Origin of the sequence: Ramlibacter pinisoli, assembly GCF_009758015.1 — a bacterium.
Taxonomy (GTDB): Bacteria; Pseudomonadota; Gammaproteobacteria; order Burkholderiales; family Burkholderiaceae_C; genus Ramlibacter; species Ramlibacter pinisoli.
On record NZ_WSEL01000009.1, the window covers coordinates 794,094 to 810,016 of the forward strand.

The 15,923-nt window shown below is 70.4% G+C and carries 16 protein-coding genes; 3 read left to right on the forward strand and 13 right to left on the reverse strand.

The annotated features are described in order from the left end of the window. Positions 1 to 169 precede the first annotated feature (169 nt). The 12 genes from gudD to GON04_RS18275 all read right to left on the reverse strand — a co-directional run bounded on the left by gudD (position 170) and on the right by GON04_RS18275 (position 12,905). Positions 170 to 1,495 carry a glucarate dehydratase gene (gene gudD / locus GON04_RS18220; protein WP_370530011.1) on the reverse strand — a complete coding sequence of 442 codons (1,326 nt, stop codon included), beginning with the start codon at positions 1,493 to 1,495 and terminating at the stop codon, positions 170 to 172. Positions 1,496 to 1,509: 14 nt separating this feature from the next. Beyond that, positions 1,510 to 3,045 (reverse strand): galactarate dehydratase, encoded by a 1,536-nt coding sequence (gene garD / locus GON04_RS18225; RefSeq protein ID WP_157400761.1) that lies wholly within the window; start codon positions 3,043 to 3,045, stop codon positions 1,510 to 1,512. 44 nt (positions 3,046 to 3,089) lie between these two features. Then, positions 3,090 to 4,052, reverse strand: a complete 963-nt coding sequence (locus GON04_RS18230) for a Bug family tripartite tricarboxylate transporter substrate binding protein (protein WP_157399443.1) — start codon at positions 4,050 to 4,052, stop codon at positions 3,090 to 3,092. A gap of 52 nt (positions 4,053 to 4,104) precedes the next feature. Next, complete coding sequence (gene kdgD, locus GON04_RS18235; protein WP_157399444.1) at positions 4,105 to 5,016, reverse strand: 5-dehydro-4-deoxyglucarate dehydratase; 912 nt, start codon at positions 5,014 to 5,016, stop codon at positions 4,105 to 4,107. A 78-nt stretch (positions 5,017 to 5,094) separates the two neighbouring features. After that, positions 5,095 to 5,820, reverse strand: coding sequence for an FCD domain-containing protein (locus GON04_RS18240; RefSeq protein ID WP_181653652.1), 726 nt, complete (start codon positions 5,818 to 5,820; stop codon positions 5,095 to 5,097). Between the two features lie 199 nt (positions 5,821 to 6,019). Next, positions 6,020 to 6,724, reverse strand: coding sequence for a hypothetical protein (locus GON04_RS18245; RefSeq protein WP_157399445.1), 705 nt, complete (start codon positions 6,722 to 6,724; stop codon positions 6,020 to 6,022). Positions 6,725 to 6,860: 136 nt separating this feature from the next. Continuing rightward, entirely contained in the window at positions 6,861 to 8,069 is a 1,209-nt protein-coding gene (locus GON04_RS18250; RefSeq protein ID WP_157399446.1) for a cupin domain-containing protein, read from the reverse strand. Positions 8,070 to 8,093: 24 nt separating this feature from the next. Further along, the gene (locus GON04_RS18255) at positions 8,094 to 9,071 is read right to left on the reverse strand and encodes a Bug family tripartite tricarboxylate transporter substrate binding protein (protein WP_157399447.1); all 978 of its coding nucleotides are present in this window, start codon (positions 9,069 to 9,071) and stop codon (positions 8,094 to 8,096) included. A gap of 13 nt (positions 9,072 to 9,084) precedes the next feature. Next, entirely contained in the window at positions 9,085 to 9,606 is a 522-nt protein-coding gene (locus tag GON04_RS18260) for a carboxymuconolactone decarboxylase family protein (protein WP_157399448.1), read from the reverse strand. Between the two features lie 146 nt (positions 9,607 to 9,752). Continuing rightward, the gene (locus GON04_RS18265) at positions 9,753 to 10,493 is read right to left on the reverse strand and encodes a GntR family transcriptional regulator (protein ID WP_157399449.1); all 741 of its coding nucleotides are present in this window, start codon (positions 10,491 to 10,493) and stop codon (positions 9,753 to 9,755) included. A 181-nt stretch (positions 10,494 to 10,674) separates the two neighbouring features. Then, a complete protein-coding gene (locus GON04_RS18270; protein ID WP_157399450.1) occupies positions 10,675 to 11,652 on the reverse strand; it encodes a tripartite tricarboxylate transporter substrate-binding protein in 978 nt (325 codons plus the stop codon). Positions 11,653 to 11,738: 86 nt separating this feature from the next. Beyond that, positions 11,739 to 12,905: an acyl-CoA dehydrogenase family protein gene (locus GON04_RS18275; protein WP_157399451.1), complete on the reverse strand. Its 1,167-nt coding sequence runs from the start codon at positions 12,903 to 12,905 to the stop codon at positions 11,739 to 11,741. Between the two features lie 73 nt (positions 12,906 to 12,978). Between GON04_RS18275 and nth the strand changes: the two genes are divergently transcribed. From nth to crcB, 3 genes are all read left to right on the forward strand, one after another. Beyond that, complete coding sequence (gene nth / locus GON04_RS18280) at positions 12,979 to 13,617, forward strand: endonuclease III (protein ID WP_157399452.1); 639 nt, start codon at positions 12,979 to 12,981, stop codon at positions 13,615 to 13,617. Between the two features lie 66 nt (positions 13,618 to 13,683). Continuing rightward, positions 13,684 to 13,953: a hypothetical protein gene (locus GON04_RS18285; RefSeq protein WP_157399453.1), complete on the forward strand. Its 270-nt coding sequence runs from the start codon at positions 13,684 to 13,686 to the stop codon at positions 13,951 to 13,953. Next, the gene (crcB, locus tag GON04_RS18290; RefSeq protein WP_157399454.1) at positions 13,953 to 14,333 is read left to right on the forward strand and encodes a fluoride efflux transporter CrcB; all 381 of its coding nucleotides are present in this window, start codon (positions 13,953 to 13,955) and stop codon (positions 14,331 to 14,333) included. The genes GON04_RS18285 and crcB overlap by 1 nt, the downstream gene beginning before the upstream one ends. A gap of 138 nt (positions 14,334 to 14,471) precedes the next feature. On the opposite strand, the gene GON04_RS18295 is transcribed toward crcB, so the two are convergent. Continuing rightward, the gene (locus GON04_RS18295) at positions 14,472 to 15,899 is read right to left on the reverse strand and encodes an efflux transporter outer membrane subunit (RefSeq protein ID WP_232533150.1); all 1,428 of its coding nucleotides are present in this window, start codon (positions 15,897 to 15,899) and stop codon (positions 14,472 to 14,474) included. Positions 15,900 to 15,923 lie beyond the last annotated feature (24 nt).

Here is a 15,923-nt window from a genome sequence, read left to right on the forward strand (position 1 = left end):
TTCTCCTTCGTGTGTCGGGGCGAGTGCCCGGTGTTTCGTCATGCCGGGCTCGACCCGGCATCCATCTCCTGTCCGTCATACCGCCGCGACCGATCCACTGTTCGCGCGCCAGGCCCATCCACCTTCCGGCGATGGATTGCGGGTCAAGCCCGCAATGACGGGGTTCCGTTCAGCGCACCATGCAGGGCCGCTTCGGGTCGAACTTCCAGTTCGGCACCAGGAACTGCATCGCGATCGCGTCGTCGCGCGCGCCCAGGCCGTGTTGCTGGTACAGCGCGTTCGCCTTCTCCACCTCGGCCATGTCGAGCTCGATGCCCAGGCCCGGCTTCTTCGGCACCTGGACGTAGCCGCCCTCGATGCGCAGCGGCTCCTTCGTCAGGCGCTGGCCGTCCTGCCAGATCCAGTGGGTGTCGATCGCTGTCACCTTGCCCGGCGCGGCGGCGCCGACGTGGGTGAACATCGCCAGCGAGACGTCGAAATGGTTGTTGGAGTGCGAACCCCAGGTCAGGCCCCAGTCACGGCAGGTCTGCGCTACGCGCACCGAGCCGGCCATGGTCCAGAAGTGCGGGTCGGCCAGCGGGATGTCGACCGACTGCAGGGCGAGCGAGTGCGCCATCTGGCGCCAGTCGGTCGCCACCATGTTGGTGGCGGTGGGCAGGCCGGTGGCGCGGCGGAACTCGGCCATGACCTCGCGCCCGGAGAAGCCCTCCTCGGCACCGCACGGGTCCTCGGCATAGGCGACGACGCCCTGCATCCTGCGGCCCAGGCGGATCGCGTCCTTCAGCAGCCAGCCGCCGTTGGGGTCCAGCGTGACGCGGGCCTGCGGGAAGCGCTCGTGCAGCGCCGTCACGGCCTCCACTTCGGCGTCGCCGCTGAGCACGCCGCCCTTGAGCTTGAAGTCCTGGAAGCCGTAGCGCTTGTGCGCCGCCTCGGCCAGCCGGACCACGGCCTCGGGCGTCATCGCCTCCTCGTGCCGCAGGCGCAGCCAGTCGTCCTGCGCGTCGGGCTCGCTGGCGTACGGCAGGTTGGTCTTCCTGCGGTCGCCCACGTAGAACAGGTAGCCGAGCATCTGCACGGCATCACGCTGCTGGCCTTCGCCCAGCAGCGCCGCCACCGGCACGCCCAGGTGCTGGCCCTGCAAGTCGAGCAGCGCCGATTCCACCGCCGTCACGGCGTGGATGGTGGTGCGCAGGTCGAAGGTCTGCTGGCCGCGGCCGCCGGCGTCGCGGTCGGCGAACCGCGTGCGCATGGCGTTGAGGATGGCCTGCAGGTTGCCGATGCCCTGGCCTTCGACCAGGGCCCGCGCGTCCTCCAGCGTCTGGCGGATCTTCTCGCCGCCCGGCACCTCGCCCAGGCCAGTGTGGCCGGCGCTGTCGGTGACGATGACGATGTTGCGGGTGAAGAACGGCGCATGCGCGCCCGAGAGGTTGAGCAGCATGCCGTCGCGGCCGGCGACCGGCACGACGCGCATCTGCTTGACGGTGGGAGAGGACATGGAGGGCAAGGGGGTCAGGTCACGGGTGCGGGGTTGAACAGCACGAGCTGGTTGCGCAGCTTCCACTGCTCGGCCCACGTCTTCTTGCGGCCGCTGGCCACGTCGAGCATCAGGCGGAACATCTCCCAGCCCACGTCCTCGACGGTGGCGTCGCCGTCGGCGATGCGGCCGGCGTTGATGTCCATCAGGTCGTGCCAGCGGGTCGCCAGGTCGGTGCGGGTGGCCACCTTGATCACCGGCACTTCGGCCAGGCCATAGGGGGTCCCGCGGCCGGTGGTGAACACGTGCAGGTTCATGCCGGCGGCCAGCTGCAGCGTGCCGCAGATGAAGTCGCTGGCCGGCGTGGCGGCGTAGAACAGGCCCTTGTGCGGCAGCTTCTCGCCCGGGGCGAGCACGCCGGAGATGGTGGACGTGCCCGACTTGATGATCGAGCCCATCGCCTTCTCGACGATGTTCGACAGCCCGCCGGCTTTGTTGCCGGGGGTGGTGTTGGCGCTGCGGTCGACGCTGCCGCGCTGCAGGTAGGCGTCGTACCAGGCCATCTCGCGCACGATCGCCTGCGCCACTTCGGGCGTGGCGGCGCGCGCAGTGAGCTGCGCGACACCGTCGCGCACCTCGGTGGTCTCGGAAAACATCACGGTGGCGCCGGCGCGCACCAGCAGGTCGGTGCAGAACCCCACCGCGGGGTTGGCGGTGACACCCGAGAAGGCATCGCTGCCGCCGCACTGCACGCCCACCACCAGCTCGCTGGCCGGCACGGTCTCGCGGCGGCGCGCGTCCAGGCGCTTCAGGTGCACCTCGGCCTGGCGCAGGATGGAGTCGACCATCGACATGAAGCCGACGTGCGCGTTGTCCTGCAGGCAGACCACGTCCAGGCCGGCCTGCGCCTGGTCGGCGCGCTGGTCGACCACGGGGATGGTGCCGGGAGGCAGCAGGCGCTCGGGCTGCAGCTTCTCGCACCCCAGGCTGACCACCATCACCTCGCCGCCGAAGTTCGGGTTGAGGCTGATGTTGCGCAGGGTGCGGATCGGGATCTTGGCGTCGGGCGCGTCGATCGCCACGCCGCAGCCGTAGCCGTGCTCCAGCCCCACCACGTCGTCGACGTTGGGATAGCGCGGCAGCAGTTCCTTCTTGATGCGGTCGACAGCGAACTCGGTGACGCCGGCGACGCACTGCACGGTCTGCGTGATCGCCAGGATGTTGCGCGTGCCCACCGTGCCGTCGGCGTTGCGGTAGCCCTCGAACGTGTAGCCCTCGATCGGCTCCTGGGCCGCCCGGCGCGCGGTGGCCATCGGCAGGTCGTCGAGGCCGCGCGCCCCCGGCATCTTCAGCAGGCGCTCGTGCACCCAGCTGCCGGCCGGGATGGCGGCCATCGCGTGGCCGATCACCACGTCGTAGCGGCGGATCGGGCCGCCGGCCGGGATGTCGGCCAGCGAGACCTTGTGGCCCTGCGGCACGCGGTCGCGCAGCGTGGGGCCGTCGGGAATCTCGGTCCCGGGGTCCAGGCCGCCATCGTTGGCCACGATGGCGACGTTGTCCGCGGCGTGCATGCGGATCAGGCGTGGGCGGGTGTCCTGGGGCACCGTGCGTCCTTTCAGTCGGCCGTGATCTTGCGCTGCTCGATCAGCGTCTTCCAGCGGCCGTACTCCGTGGCCTGCTGCTTGGCGAACTGCTCGGGGGTGTTGACCACCACCTCGAAGCCCTGCGCCAGCAGCTTGTCCTTGACGTCCGGCTCGTTGAGGGACGCGGCGATGGCGTCACGCAGCTTGGTCTTGATGTCGGCCGGCAGCCCCTTGGGCGCCGCGACCGCCTGCCACGACTGCACTTCGGCGCCCCGGACACCCTGCTCCTGCAGCGTCGGCACGTCCGGCAGCAGCGGCGAGCGGCGCTCGGAGGAGATGCCCAGCGCGCGCACCTTGCCGCCCTTGATGTGCTGGATGATGCTGTTGATGTTGACGAAGGCCGCATCCACCTGGCCGCCCAGCAGGTCGTTGATGGCCGGGCCGCCACCCTTGTACGGGACGTGCAGGCCCTCGGTGCCCGACTGCTGCCAGAACAGCTCGGCCGACAGGTGGTCCGACGAGCCGTTGCCCGACGACGCGAAGCTCACCTTGCCCGGGGTCTTCTTCAGGTTGGCCAGCAGTTCGGCCACGGTGCGCGAGGGCGACGAGGTGGGCACGACCAGCACGTTGGGCGCCTGCACCGCGATGGTGACGGGCTCGAAGTCCTTCAGGGCGTCGTACTGCACGCCCTTGATCAGGTGCGGCGCGATGACGAACGGGCCGAGCGAGGACACGAACAGCGTGTAGCCGTCGGCGGGCGCGCGCTTGACGAACGCCGCACCGATGGTGCCGGTGGCGCCCGGCTTGTTGTCGATGATCCAGGTGCCGCCCAGCTTCTCAGGCAGCTTCTGGGCCAGCACGCGGGCGATGGCGTCGGTGGAGCCGCCCGGGGGGAACGGCACCACCAGCGTGACGGGCTTGTCGGCCGGCCAGGCTGCGAAGGCGCTGGTGACCGCCGACAGCGCCAGGGCGGCGCCGAGCAGGATCTTTCTCATGGATGTCTCCGGTACTTCTGGAACAACGCGGGGCAGGACGCCACCCTACCCCTTACTGCGGGCCGAGGGTGCGGATCAGGGCAGCGAGCTGCTCGACCTCGGCGGCCTTGAGGTCCGACAGCGGCGGACGCACCGGGCCGGCCGTCTTGCCGACGATGGTGGCACCGGCCTTGACGATGCTGACCGCATAGCCCTCGCCCTTGTTGCGGATTTCGAGGTACGGCAGGAAGAAGTCCTTGATCAGGCGGCTGACGGTGGCGTTGTCGCCGCTCGCGTAGGCGTTGTAGAACTCGATGGCCGTGCGCGGCACGAAGTTGAAGACGGCCGACGAGTACACCGGCACGCCCAGCGCCTTGTAGGCCTGCGCGTAGACCTCGTGGGTGGGCATGCCGCCCACGTAGACGAAGCGGTCGCCCAGCTTCTGGCGGATCGACACGATGCGCTCGATGTCGCCCAGGCCGTCCTTGAAGCCGATCAGGTTGGGGCAGCGCTCGGCCAGGCGGGCCAGCGAATCGGCATTGAGCTTGCAGGCGCCGCGGTTGTAGACGATGACGCCGATCTTCACGCTCTTGCAGACCGCCTCGACGTGGGAGAGCAGGCCTTCCTGCGTCGCTTCGGTCAGGTAGTGCGGCAGCAGCAGCACCCCCTGGGCGCCATCGCGCTCGGCTTCCTGTGCGTAGGTGATCGCCAGGCGGGTGCCGCCACCGGCGCCGGCCACGATGGGCACGCGGCCGCGGCAGGTGTCCGAGGCAACCTTGATCACCTGGGCGAATTCGGTCGGTTCGAGCGAGAAGAACTCGCCGGTGCCGCCGGCCGCGAACAGCACCGTGGCGCCGTACGGCATCAGCCACTCGAGGCGCGAGGTGTAGCCGCGCGGCTCGAAACGCAGGTCGGCGTCGAAGTCGGTGAGGGGGAAGGACAGCAGGCCGCTGGACAGCGCTTGCTTCAATTCATTGGGCGACATGGAGCTCTCTCTCATTGAGGTAAGACATCGTACAACTAGAACGGTGCGGCAGGCAAGTGGGTTGTCACTGTCCGTGTGTCAGCGGGTGTTGCCGGCCGCGGCGCGCTGGCGCCGCTCCTTGCTGTTGGCAAGGTGGGTGCGCATGGCCGCGCGGGCGGCCTCGGGGTCCTGGCGCTCGATGGCCGCCAGGATGCTCTCGTGCTCGACGTTCACGCGCCGCAGGTAGTCGGCGCGCTCCTCCGTCAGGGGCTCGGCCTTCTCGAGCCGGGCGCGCGGGATCATGGAGCCGCCCAGCGTCGCCATCAGCCCCGCGTAGTGGGCGTTCTGGGTGGAGCGGGCGATCTCCAGGTGGAACTGGTAGTCGGGGCCGACGGCGTCGCGCCCTTCTGCCACCGCGCCGGCGAAGGCGTCGAGGGCCGAGCGCAGGGCGGCCAGGTTGGTGGGCGTGCGGCGCACCGCGGCCAGCGCGGCGCTCTCGGTCTCGACCGCCATGCGCAGTTCGAGCACGCCGATGACGTCGTTGAGGGTGGCCAGCTGGGCCGGTGCGATGCGGAAGGCGCTGCCGTCGCCATGCCCCAGCACGAAGGTGCCGATGCCATGGCGCGTCTCGACCATGGCGGCCGCCTGCAGGCGGGAGATGGCCTCGCGCACCACGGTCCGGCTGACGCCGAACTCCTCCATGATGGCGCCCTCGGGCGGCAGCTTGGTGCCGGCCTGCAGGCTGCCGTCGCGGATGCGGTCCCCGAGCGCCTGGACCAGGTCGGCGGTGAGGGAGCGCGGGCGGCGGGGTGGGCTGGAAAGCACGGTTGTATTATGTCTGACGACCTCCCGCGACTCAAGCCTCGGAAGGCGTCACCGGACCCGTCCGGCCTGCGCTTCGTGCGGATGGACGGGTCCCGGCCTGCAGCAACGGCCGGGCCGCCCCTGCCCAGGAGGCCCTCCTGCCTTTCGTTGCGCCGGCCGTGTCCTCACCGGGGCGCCAGCCGCCGGCGCCCTGCCCCGCTCAGTTCGCCGCGAAGCAGTAGAACTTGCCCGCGCCGCCGGTGCGCACCAGGGCTTCCTGGCTGCAGCCGGCCGACTGGTGGGAGAAGTTCCAGGACTTGGCCCAGTTGTCGTTGGTGGGCCCGCTCAGGTCGTGGTGGCCCACGATGGCCGAGCCGTCGCTGCTCGAGGTCCAGGCCTTGCACGTGGTGTCGGTCTGCGGCGCGAACGCCGTGCCGTCGGCGCGCGACCCGGTCAGCATGTCGTGCTCGTTGGGCGTGTCGCTGCGGCCCTTGATCGGGTTGCCGCGTTCGTCGAGCACGGTCTCCTTGTTGACGTTGTTGCCGCTCGCGTGCAGTTGGTCGACGTTGCGCGCCACGAGCACGCCCTTGGCGTTGTACCAGGGGCCTGCGCCGATGCGGTCGCGGGCGTGGACCGCGGCCACCGGTTGCGTGGTCGGTGTCTGCGCGACGTTCGGGGTGCTCAGGTAGGCACGCCAGGTCCGGCTGCCGGCCCCGGCGGCCGTGGCCAGCCGCTGGCAATGCGCATCCGCGCCGGCGATGCCGCCGAGGTCTGCGCCCTTGCCGCTGCCGACGCTGGTGGCGAAGAACCCCATCGGACCCGTGCTGCTGCCCATGCCGGAGCCGGAGCCGAAGCCGGTCCCGCTGGCGCAGGCGACGAGCAGGGAGGCGGCTGACGCCGCCAGGACGAAGTGCTTGGTGTTCATGTCAGTGCCCGATCGTTGTGGGACCACGATTACGGCACCCGACATGGGCCGTCGCCTCAGGGAGTTCCCTGCACGCTGCACGACCTTACAGACTGCAACGGGACGGCACGCCGTGCCGCCCCGCCGGACGAACGCTTCAGCTGCCGGCGACCGCGTCGTGGGTGGCAATCGCGACCACGGCCGGCCGGCCGGTGCGGTTGGCCAGCGCCCGGTTGCCGCCGCGCACGACGCCGATCTCGCCCGCCTTGAGCGTGGTCTCGCCGGTGTCCAGCACCAGCGTCACCTCGCCCTCGGTCACCACCAGGAACTCCACCGTGTCCGAATTCTGCGAATACGGATGGCCTTCGATGCTGCCGCAGGTGGCGATGGCCTGCGCCCCCACCGAGGCGTAGAACGCCTGTGCCTGCTCGACGCCGGCCTTGCCGCGCCAGGCCGCATCGGGCGGCAGCGTCAGCACGTTGAGCACCGTGCCCCTCGGCGGCGGCACCAGCACGTGCGGCAGTTGCAGGCTCTCGGGGACGATGGGCGCGGGATGGGTCTCGATCACCCACAGCCGGTGCAGGGCGAAGCCGGGCCGCGCCGGGTCGACGCGCACGTCGGGCGAAGCGCCGTCGCTGACGATCACCGAGCGGCCGGGCTCGCGGTCGATGGTGACGATGCGGCGCTGCGGCTTCACGCCGGCCGGCAGCGCCTTGCCCTCGGGCACGCGCAGCACCTGCACGTCCTTCTCCTGCAGGCCATGGTTGCCGTCGGGCGTGCCGGAGAAGGCCGCCGACACCATGTCGAAGGCCATGTGGCAGCCCTTGGCCTCGCTGTTCCACAGGTGCCAGGCGCCGACCTGCACCACGATGTCGCCCGGCCGGATGGTGGTCTCGCGGTCGTCGCAGACCAGGATGCGCTCGCCTTCCAGCACGATGCCGAAGTCGACCGATTCGGTCTTGTGCATGTCGGAGATGCAGGTGTTGTTGCCGCCGCCGCGGTCCCAGGAGCGGCCGCCCACGCCCACGCGCTTGGGCGCGTGCGGCGGCACGACGGGAACCGTGCCCGGCCGGCCCTCCTTCGACAGCCAGTGCACCACGCGCAAGTGGCCGCCCGGCGCCGGCCCCGGAAATTCATCCGGCCACAGCCCGGTGTCTTCGCGGCCGTGCAGCGGCTGCGGCGTCTTGCGCCAGACCCAGAAGTCGGTGTAGCCGCGGCCGGGCCACTGGTCGTTCTCGTGCTGGCCCGGCGCCTGCCCTTCGTGGGTGATGACGGAGCGGCCCTGGGCGTCGACGCCGGTGATGACGCGCCGCATCGCCTTGAGCGTGGGACTGATCTTTGCGGTGGAGGGTTCGTACAGGGACATGGTTCGGTTCGGGGGGTTGGAATCTCAATCGGCGGTGGCGCCGGAATCGCGCACGATCGGCCGCCACTTCTGGATCTCGCTGCGCAGGTAGGCATCGAGGTCGGCGGCCGAGCTGTGGCCCACCTCGAAGCCGGCGGTGAGCAGCTTCTCGCGCACGTCGGGCATCTTCAGGATGGCCCCGAGGTCCTGGTTCAGGCGGTCGACGACGGGCCGGGGCGTGCCCTTGGCAGCGAAGATGCCGTACGCCAGTTCCATCTCGATCTCCGGGAAGCCCGACTCGACGAAGGTCGGCACCTCGGGCGCGATCGACGAGCGCGTGGCGCCGAAGACCGCGATGGCCTTGAGCTTGCCCGCCTTCATGTTCTGCAGCACCGCAGGCAGGCCCACGATGGCCAGCGGGATCTGGCCGCCCACCAGGTCCTGCAGCGCCGGCACGGCGCCCTTGTACGGCACGTGGTTCAGCTTGATGCCGGCCTTGGCATTGAGCAGCTCGCCGCCCACGTGCTGCGGCGAACCGGTGCCCGCCGAGCCGTAGGAGATCGAGCCCGAGGGCTGCGCCTTCGCGGCCGCCACCAGTTCCTTGATGTTGTTCGGCGCGAACGACGGGTGCGCCACCAGCACCAGCTGCGAGCTGACCACGCGCGCGACGCCGTCGAGGTCGCGGCTGGCGTCGAACGGCAGCTGCTTGTACAGCGCCTGGTTGATGGCCAGGATGCCGGAGATGTTGACCAGCAGGTTCAGGCCGTCCGGCTTGGAATGGACCACGTACTCGGTGCCGATGTTGCCGCCGGCGCCAGGCTTGTTCTCCACGATCACCGGCTTGCCCAGCGACTCGGTCAGCTTCTGCGCGAACAGCCGGCCCAGCACGTCGGATGGGCCGCCGGCGGTCTGCGGCACGATGATGCGCACCGGGCCGGCCGGGTAGCCGGCCTGCGCCCGGGCACCGCCGGCGCCGACGGCCAGGGCCAGCACCAGCAGATGCAGGAATGTGCGGGTTCGCATGGGCGCCTCCGGCTCAGTGGGGTTCGGGGTCGATCTCCAGCGCTTCGAGGAAGCGCGAGACCAGGTTGTAGGCGGCGATGGTCGCGGTGAGCTCGGTCATGCCGCGCGCGTCGAAGTGCGGCTTGACCTGCGCGAAGACGTCGTCCGGCACGTGCACGTCGCGCGTCATCGAATCGGTGTAGCGCAGCACGGCCCGCTCGCGCTCGGCGAACAGCTGGGAGCCTTCCCACTGCGCGATGGCATCGATCTGCTGCTGCGACAGGCCGGCCTTGACCGCGAACGGCACGTGGCTCACGAACTCGTAGTCGGCCTTGTTGATGACCGCGATGCGCAGGATGGCGAGCTCGCGGATGCGGGCCTCGAGCTGGCACTGCTGGCGGATGGCGGTGAGGAAGTTGAGCCAGCCCTGCGCCACCGGCGGGCTGTTCAGCAGCATCCGGTACAGGTTGTGCAGCTTGCCGCGCTCGGCCACGATCTGCTTGCGCAGCGCGGCAACTTCGGGATCGCTGTCGTCGGGATAGGCAATACGGGCCATCGGGAAGTCGTCTCCTGGTGATTTGATTCGAACAATGAGCCTGCCTCAGCAGCCGTGCAACCCCGGCCGCCCCTCGGAACGGGCGCGGCCGGTCCTGGCGCGAGCCCGCACCATAACATTTGTTCGAACAATTAAGCCCCGGGTTTCTACGGGGTGCGCTTGGGCAGGGCGGCCTTCTCGCGCTTCAGGTGGAAGTTGAACGTGTAGCGCTGCGCCGGGTGCACGGCGATGGAAACCTCGAACACCTGCCCGTCGGCGCCGGCGTAGCGCCGCACGGTCGTCAGCGCCGCGGAACCGGCCGGCACCTGCAGCACCGTCGCCGAGCCCTCCTCGACCAGGCTGGCCGAGATCTCGAAGTCGGTGCTCTCGGCCGTCACACCGTACAGGTCGGCGATCTGGTCGGCGAACGGCAGCGCACCGTGCTTGCGGTGCTTCATGATCCCGGCGTACTCGGGTCGCACGTAGACGTGCGTGTGGCACAGGGGCAGCGGCGAGCCGGCGGCGAAGCGCAGGGTCTCGATGCAGAACCAGGAGCTGCCCACCGCGCAGCGCAGCAGCACCGCCAGCTCGTGGTCGGCCTGCACGTAGCCGCTGGTGATGGGGCGGCGCTCGGTGGTCGCCGGGTAGTTGATCAGCTCCTGGATGGACGCCACGCGCTGCGTGAAGTGCGCCAGCGGCGACTGGCCGATGACCAGGGAGCCGGCGCGTGGCCGGCGCGAGATCAGGCCGTCCTCGGTGAGCAGCCGCAGCGCCTCGCGCACGGTGTGGCGGCTGGCGCCGAACGCTTCGACCAGCTGCTCCTCGGTCGGCAGCTTGTCGCCGACCGCATAGCGGCCGCCGGCGATGTCCTGCCGCAAGGCGTCGGCGATGTCCCAGTACCGCTGCATCCCTTCCTCGTCCGTGAGGCGGGGATTATGGCGAGTCGCGATCGGCGTGCGGGGCGGGGACCGTCGTCGTGCGTCTCTTCATGCCGGGGCTCGCCTTTCGTCACGCCAGGCCGGGCTTGACCCGGCATCCATCTCCTGGTCGCGGACCGGGCTGGCCCTCGAACCGCCGATGGACTGCGGGTCAGTCGGCGTAGACCCCCGCCTTGCGGATCACCGGCGTCCACTTGGCGATCTCCGCCTCCAGGTGGGTGCGCAGGCCGGCCGGCGTGATCTTCTCCATCCGCACGATGTCCGAGCTCAACTCGCCCAGGCGACGCTTGACGTCGGGATCCTGCATGGCGAACCGCAGGGCGGCATTGAGCTTGTCGATGACCGGCTGCGGCGTGCCCTTGGGCGCGTACAGCCCGTGCCACACCTTGACGTCGAAGCCCTTGAGGCCCTGCTCGTCCAGCGTGGGGACGTTGGGCAGCGCGTCCAGCCGCTTGGGCGTGGTGACGCCGTACACCTTGAGGCGGCCGTCCTTGATGAGCGGCACGGTCTGCGTGGTCTGGTCGCACAGCAGGTCGACCTGGCCGCCCAGCAGCGCGTTCATGGCCGGGCCGGTGCCCGAAAACGGCACCGTGGTGAGTTCCACGCCCACCTGGCTCATGAACAGCAGGCCGCACAGGTGCGACACCGCGCCCAGGCCGGCGTTGGCGAGCGAGACCTTGTTGCCGTTGGCCTTCAGGTAGGCCTGCAGTTCCTGGAAGTTGGCGGCCGGAAAGTCCTTGCGCGCCAGCAGCGTCATCGGCACGTCGACCACCTGGCCGATGTACTCGAAGTCCTTCAGCGGGTCGAACTGCAGCTTCTTGTACAGGGCCGGCGCGGTGGACATGCCCATGTGGTGCAGGAACACGGTGTAGCCGTTGGGCGCCGCGCGCGCGGTCTTGGTGGCGGCGATGGTGCCGCCGGCGCCGACCGCGTTCTCCACCGTGACCGTCTGGCCGAGCGACTTGCTCATGGGGATGGCGATCATGCGGGCCACCACATCGGTGGGGCCGCCGGCCGCGAACGGCACCAGCATGGCGATCGGGCGGTCGGGGAACGCCGCCTGCGCGGCAGCGCCGAACGACACGGCCGCCAGCGCGGCGGCCACGAGGGGGCGGAAGAACCGGGTCATCTTGTCTCCTGTTGTGTGTGCTTGCAGGAGCGACGGTAACCCGGCGCAGGACGTTTGGCCCTCCGCACTTTCCCCGCACCGCACCGCTAGAAGCTGCGAGGCAATCCCAGCAGGTGCTCGGCGACGTACGACAGCACGAGGTTGGTGGAGATCGGCGCCACCTGGTACAGGCGGGTCTCGCGAAACTTGCGCTCGACGTCGTACTCGTGGGCGAAGCCGAAGCCGCCGTGCGTCTGCAGGCAGGCGTTGGCGGCCTCCCAGGACGCCTTGGCGGCCAGGTACTTGGCCATGTTGGCCTCGCCGCCGCAGGGCAGGCCGGCGTCGTAGAGCGCACAGGCCCGAAAGCGCATCAGGTTGGCGGCCTGGGCCTCGACGTAGCTCTCGGCGATGGGGAACTGCACGCCCTGGTTCTGGCCGATCGGGCGGTTGAACACCACCCGTTCGCTGGCGTAGCGGCGCGCCTTGTCGATGAACCACCAGGCGTCGCCGATGCACTCGGCGGCGATGAGCGTGCGCTCGGCGTTCAGGCCGTCCAGGATGTAGCGGAAACCCCGGCCCTCCTGGCCGATCAGGTTCTCGGCCGGGACCTCGAGGTTGTCGAAAAACACCTCGTTGGTCTCGTGGTTCACCATGTTCGGGATCGGCCGCACGGTCATGCCATGGCCGATGGCCTTGCGCAGGTCGACCAGGAACACGCTCATGCCCTCGGACTTCTTCGTCACCTCGGCCAGCGGCGTGGTGCGCGCCAGCAGGATCATCAGCTCCGAGTGCTGGATGCGCGAGATCCAGACCTTCTGGCCGTTGACCAGGTAACGGTCGCCCTTGCGCACGGCCGTGGTCTTGAGCTGGGTGGTGTCGGTGCCGGTGGTCGGCTCGGTGACCGCCATCGACTGCAGCCGCAGCCGGCCGCTGGCGATGTCGGGCAGCCAGCGGCGCTTCTGCTCCCCCGAGCCGTGCCGCAGCAAGGTGCCCATGTTGTACATCTGGCCGTGGCAGGAGCCGGCGTTGCCGCCCGACAGGTTGATCTCCTCCATGATCACCGAGGCCTCGGCCAGCCCCAGGCCGGAGCCGCCGTACTCCTGCGGGATCAGCGCGGCCAGCCAGCCGGCGTCGGTCAGCGCCTGCACGAAGGCCTCGGGGTAGCCGCGCTCGGTATCGACCTGCTGCCAGTAGTCGGCATCGAAGGTGCCGCACAGGGCGCGCATGCCGTCGCGCAGTTCCTGGTGCTCGTCGGGGGCGGGAATGGCATCCATCGGTCGTCTCCTGGGGGGCGCCCATGATGCCCGATGAAGGCGAGGCGGGCGGGCTTCACTACACTGCCCGGCCATGCGAGACGCCGACGTCGAACCCTTCTTCGCCACCCTGCAGGCGGCCAACCCCAGCCCCGAGACCGAACTGGAATACAGCAGCGTGTTCGAGCTGCTGGCAGCCGTGCTGCTGTCGGCGCAGGCCACCGATGCCGGCGTCAACAAGGCCACGCGCCGCCTGTTCCCGGTGGCCGGCACGCCGCAGGCCATCCTGGACCTCGGGCTGGAGAGGCTGGAGGACTCCATCCGCACCATCGGCCTGTACCGCACCAAGGCGAAGAACCTGCTGGCCACCTGCCGCATCCTGGTCGAGCAGCACGGCGGCCAGGTGCCGCGCACCCGAGAGGCGCTGGAGGCGCTGCCCGGCGTGGGCCGCAAGACCGCCAACGTGGTGCTGAACGTGGCGTTCGGCGAACCGACCATGGCGGTCGACACCCACATCTTCCGCGTGAGCAACCGCACCGGCCTGGCCCCCGGGAAGGACCCGCTGCAGGTGGAGCACAAGCTGCTGGAGCGCGTGCCACCGGCCTACCTGCCGGATGCCCACCACTGGCTGATCCTGCACGGCCGCTACGTCTGCGTGGCCCGGCTGCCGCAATGCTGGCGTTGCGCGGTACGCGCGTGGTGCGACTACGAGCCGAAGACGCCGGCTCCGTGAGAAAAGGGCGGGCGCGGGAGCGGACCCGCTTGGGGTGAGGATGTCCGCATCCGCTACATTGCCCGCATGGAACTCAACGAACTGCAGGAACTCGTCGCCCAACAGGGGCAGAACATCGAGGCGCTGAAGGACAACCAGTTCGCGCTGGTGGCCCAGGTGCAGGTGCTGCAGGCGGCGCTGGCCAGTGCCCTGCTGCACCACCCCGACCGGGGTGCGCTGGTCACCACCTTCGAGCGCTACATGAAGGTCGCCAAGGAAGCCGCGCCCAACCTGGCCGTGCGCATGGAAGGCCTGGAGGCCGGCATGCTGTCGCTGCTGGGCAAGCACCAGGCCTGATGCTGGCCGTCGCGCTGCTGTGCCTCGGGGCGTCGCTGGGCGCGGTCGCGCGCTGGCAACTGTCGCTCTGGCTGAACGCCGGGACGCACTGGCTGCCGGCCGGCACGCTGGTCGCCAATCTCGCCGGCGGCTGGCTCATCGGCCTGCTGGTCGCCATCTTCCAGGCCCAGCCGCAGATCGACCCGCTCTGGCGCCTGGCCCTGGTCACCGGCTTCCTGGGCGCCCTGACCACCTTCTCCACCTTTTCGATGGAGACCGTCGCCCTGCTGCTGCAGGAACGGTTCGGGCAGGCCTTCGCACTGGCCGCGCTGCACCTGGCGGGCTCGCTGGCGCTGACGTGGGTCGGGCTGAAGTGCGGGCAGCTGGTGCTAGGGCGCTAGCAGCCCGTCATGGCGGGCTTGACCCGCCATCCATCTCCGGGAGGCGACGAAACGTCGGCCTGTCGGACCCGTGATGGATCACGGAGCCTGAATCGGATGCCCGGCATGGCATGAATGACGCAGGGCGCCGCCGCGACCTCAGCGGGCAGCCGTCGTCGCCGGCACCTGCTCCAGCCCCTGCCAGCCGCCGCCCACGGCCTGCACCAGGGACACCGCCGCCACCTGCCGGCTGGCCTGCAGCTGCACCAGGGCGCGGCGCGCGTTCAGCGCCGTCTGCTGGGCGGTGATGACTTCGGTGAAGGCGACCTGGCCGGCCTGGTAGCGGTTGAGCACCTGCTGCTCCACCAGGTCGGCGTCGCGGGTGGCCTCCTGCCGCAGCACGACCTGCTCGCCCAGGATGCGCGTGGCGACCAGCTGGTCCTCGACGTTCTGGAACGCGGTGAGCACCGTCTGCCGGTAGCGCGCCGCCTGCTGCTCGAAGACCGCCCGCGCGCTCTCGACCTGCGCGCGCGTGAGACCGGCGTTGAAGATCGACTGCGTCGCCGACAGCCCCAGCGCCCACACCAGCGACGAGGCGCTGAACAGGTCGCCGATGGCGGAGGCGCCCGCCCCCACCGACCCGCTCAGGCGCAGGCTCGGGTAGTAGGCCGCCTGCGCGATGCCGATCTGCTCGTTGGCCTGGGCCACCCGTCTCTCCGCGGCGGCGATGTCGGGGCGCCGCTGCAGCAGCGTGGACGGCAGCGCCTGCGGCAGGTCGGGCACCGCCACTTCCCAGGACGGTTGCGCGGGCAGGCCGAACGACGCCGGGGCGCGGCCCACCAGCACTGCGATGGCGTGTTCGAGCTGCGCGCGCTGCTGGTCGATGCCGAGCAGGTCGGCGCGCGCGCTCGCCAGCTGGGTCTGCGCCTGCAGGACGTCGGTGCGGGCGACCACCCCGGCGCTGTAGCGGTTGCTGGTGATGGTCAGCGTGCGCTCGAAGCCGGCCACGGTGCGCGCCAGCAGGTCGCGCGCGACGTCGAGGCTGCGCAGGTTGAAGTAGTTGACGGCCAGCTCGCCCTGGGCCGCCAGCCGCGCCGAGGCCAGGTCGGCCTGGCTGGCCTGGGCACCGGCCTCGGCGCCGGTGACGGCGCGCGACAGCCGGCCCCAGACGTCGGGCTCCCAGCTGGCGCCGATGTCGAACTGGAAGTTGTTGCGCGTGATGCTGCCGCTGCTGGCGACGGCGGTGCTGGTGTTCGTGGCGTTGGCGCGGACGCCGCTGCGCGTGCCGCTGGCGGTGAGGTCGACGGTGGGGAACAGGCCGGCGCGCTGCTGGGCGACCAGCGCCCGGGCTTGCGCATAGGCGGCGACGGCGGCAGCGACGTTCTGGTTGGACACGTCGACGCGCGCCGCCAGGTCGTCGAGCACGGGGTCGCGGAACAGCGTCCACCAGGGGCCGCGGTCCAGCGTGTCGGCCGGCGCCGCCAGCACCCAGGCGCCCTGCCCTTCCTTGAAGGCCATCGGCATCTCGACCGCCGGCGCCGCCTCGTAGCGCGGCCCGACGGCGCACGCCGTGAGGGTGGCGGCCATGGCCAGCGCGGACAATTTCAGTGC

What these genes read in the sequence shown, in the direction of transcription:
- GON04_RS18295 (WP_232533150.1), bottom strand. Translation starts at nt 15,899, where the DNA reads ATGGCCGCCACCCTCACGGCGTGCGCCGTCGGGCCGCGCTACGAGGCG.
- kdgD (WP_157399444.1), bottom strand. Translation starts at nt 5,016, where the DNA reads ATGTCGCCCAATGAATTGAAGCAAGCGCTGTCCAGCGGCCTGCTGTCC.
- GON04_RS18270 (WP_157399450.1), bottom strand. Translation starts at nt 11,652, where the DNA reads ATGACCCGGTTCTTCCGCCCCCTCGTGGCCGCCGCGCTGGCGGCCGTG.
- GON04_RS18275 (WP_157399451.1), bottom strand. Translation starts at nt 12,905, where the DNA reads ATGGATGCCATTCCCGCCCCCGACGAGCACCAGGAACTGCGCGACGGC.
- GON04_RS18260 (WP_157399448.1), bottom strand. Translation starts at nt 9,606, where the DNA reads ATGGCCCGTATTGCCTATCCCGACGACAGCGATCCCGAAGTTGCCGCG.
- GON04_RS18265 (WP_157399449.1), bottom strand. Translation starts at nt 10,493, where the DNA reads ATGCAGCGGTACTGGGACATCGCCGACGCCTTGCGGCAGGACATCGCC.
- GON04_RS18285 (WP_157399453.1), top strand. Translation starts at nt 13,684, where the DNA reads ATGGAACTCAACGAACTGCAGGAACTCGTCGCCCAACAGGGGCAGAAC.
- crcB (WP_157399454.1), top strand. Translation starts at nt 13,953, where the DNA reads ATGCTGGCCGTCGCGCTGCTGTGCCTCGGGGCGTCGCTGGGCGCGGTC.
- gudD (WP_370530011.1), bottom strand. Translation starts at nt 1,495, where the DNA reads ATGTCCTCTCCCACCGTCAAGCAGATGCGCGTCGTGCCGGTCGCCGGC.
- GON04_RS18250 (WP_157399446.1), bottom strand. Translation starts at nt 8,069, where the DNA reads ATGTCCCTGTACGAACCCTCCACCGCAAAGATCAGTCCCACGCTCAAG.
- nth (WP_157399452.1), top strand. Translation starts at nt 12,979, where the DNA reads ATGCGAGACGCCGACGTCGAACCCTTCTTCGCCACCCTGCAGGCGGCC.
- GON04_RS18245 (WP_157399445.1), bottom strand. Translation starts at nt 6,724, where the DNA reads ATGAACACCAAGCACTTCGTCCTGGCGGCGTCAGCCGCCTCCCTGCTC.
- GON04_RS18255 (WP_157399447.1), bottom strand. Translation starts at nt 9,071, where the DNA reads ATGCGAACCCGCACATTCCTGCATCTGCTGGTGCTGGCCCTGGCCGTC.
- GON04_RS18230 (WP_157399443.1), bottom strand. Translation starts at nt 4,052, where the DNA reads ATGAGAAAGATCCTGCTCGGCGCCGCCCTGGCGCTGTCGGCGGTCACC.
- garD (WP_157400761.1), bottom strand. Translation starts at nt 3,045, where the DNA reads ATGCACGCCGCGGACAACGTCGCCATCGTGGCCAACGATGGCGGCCTG.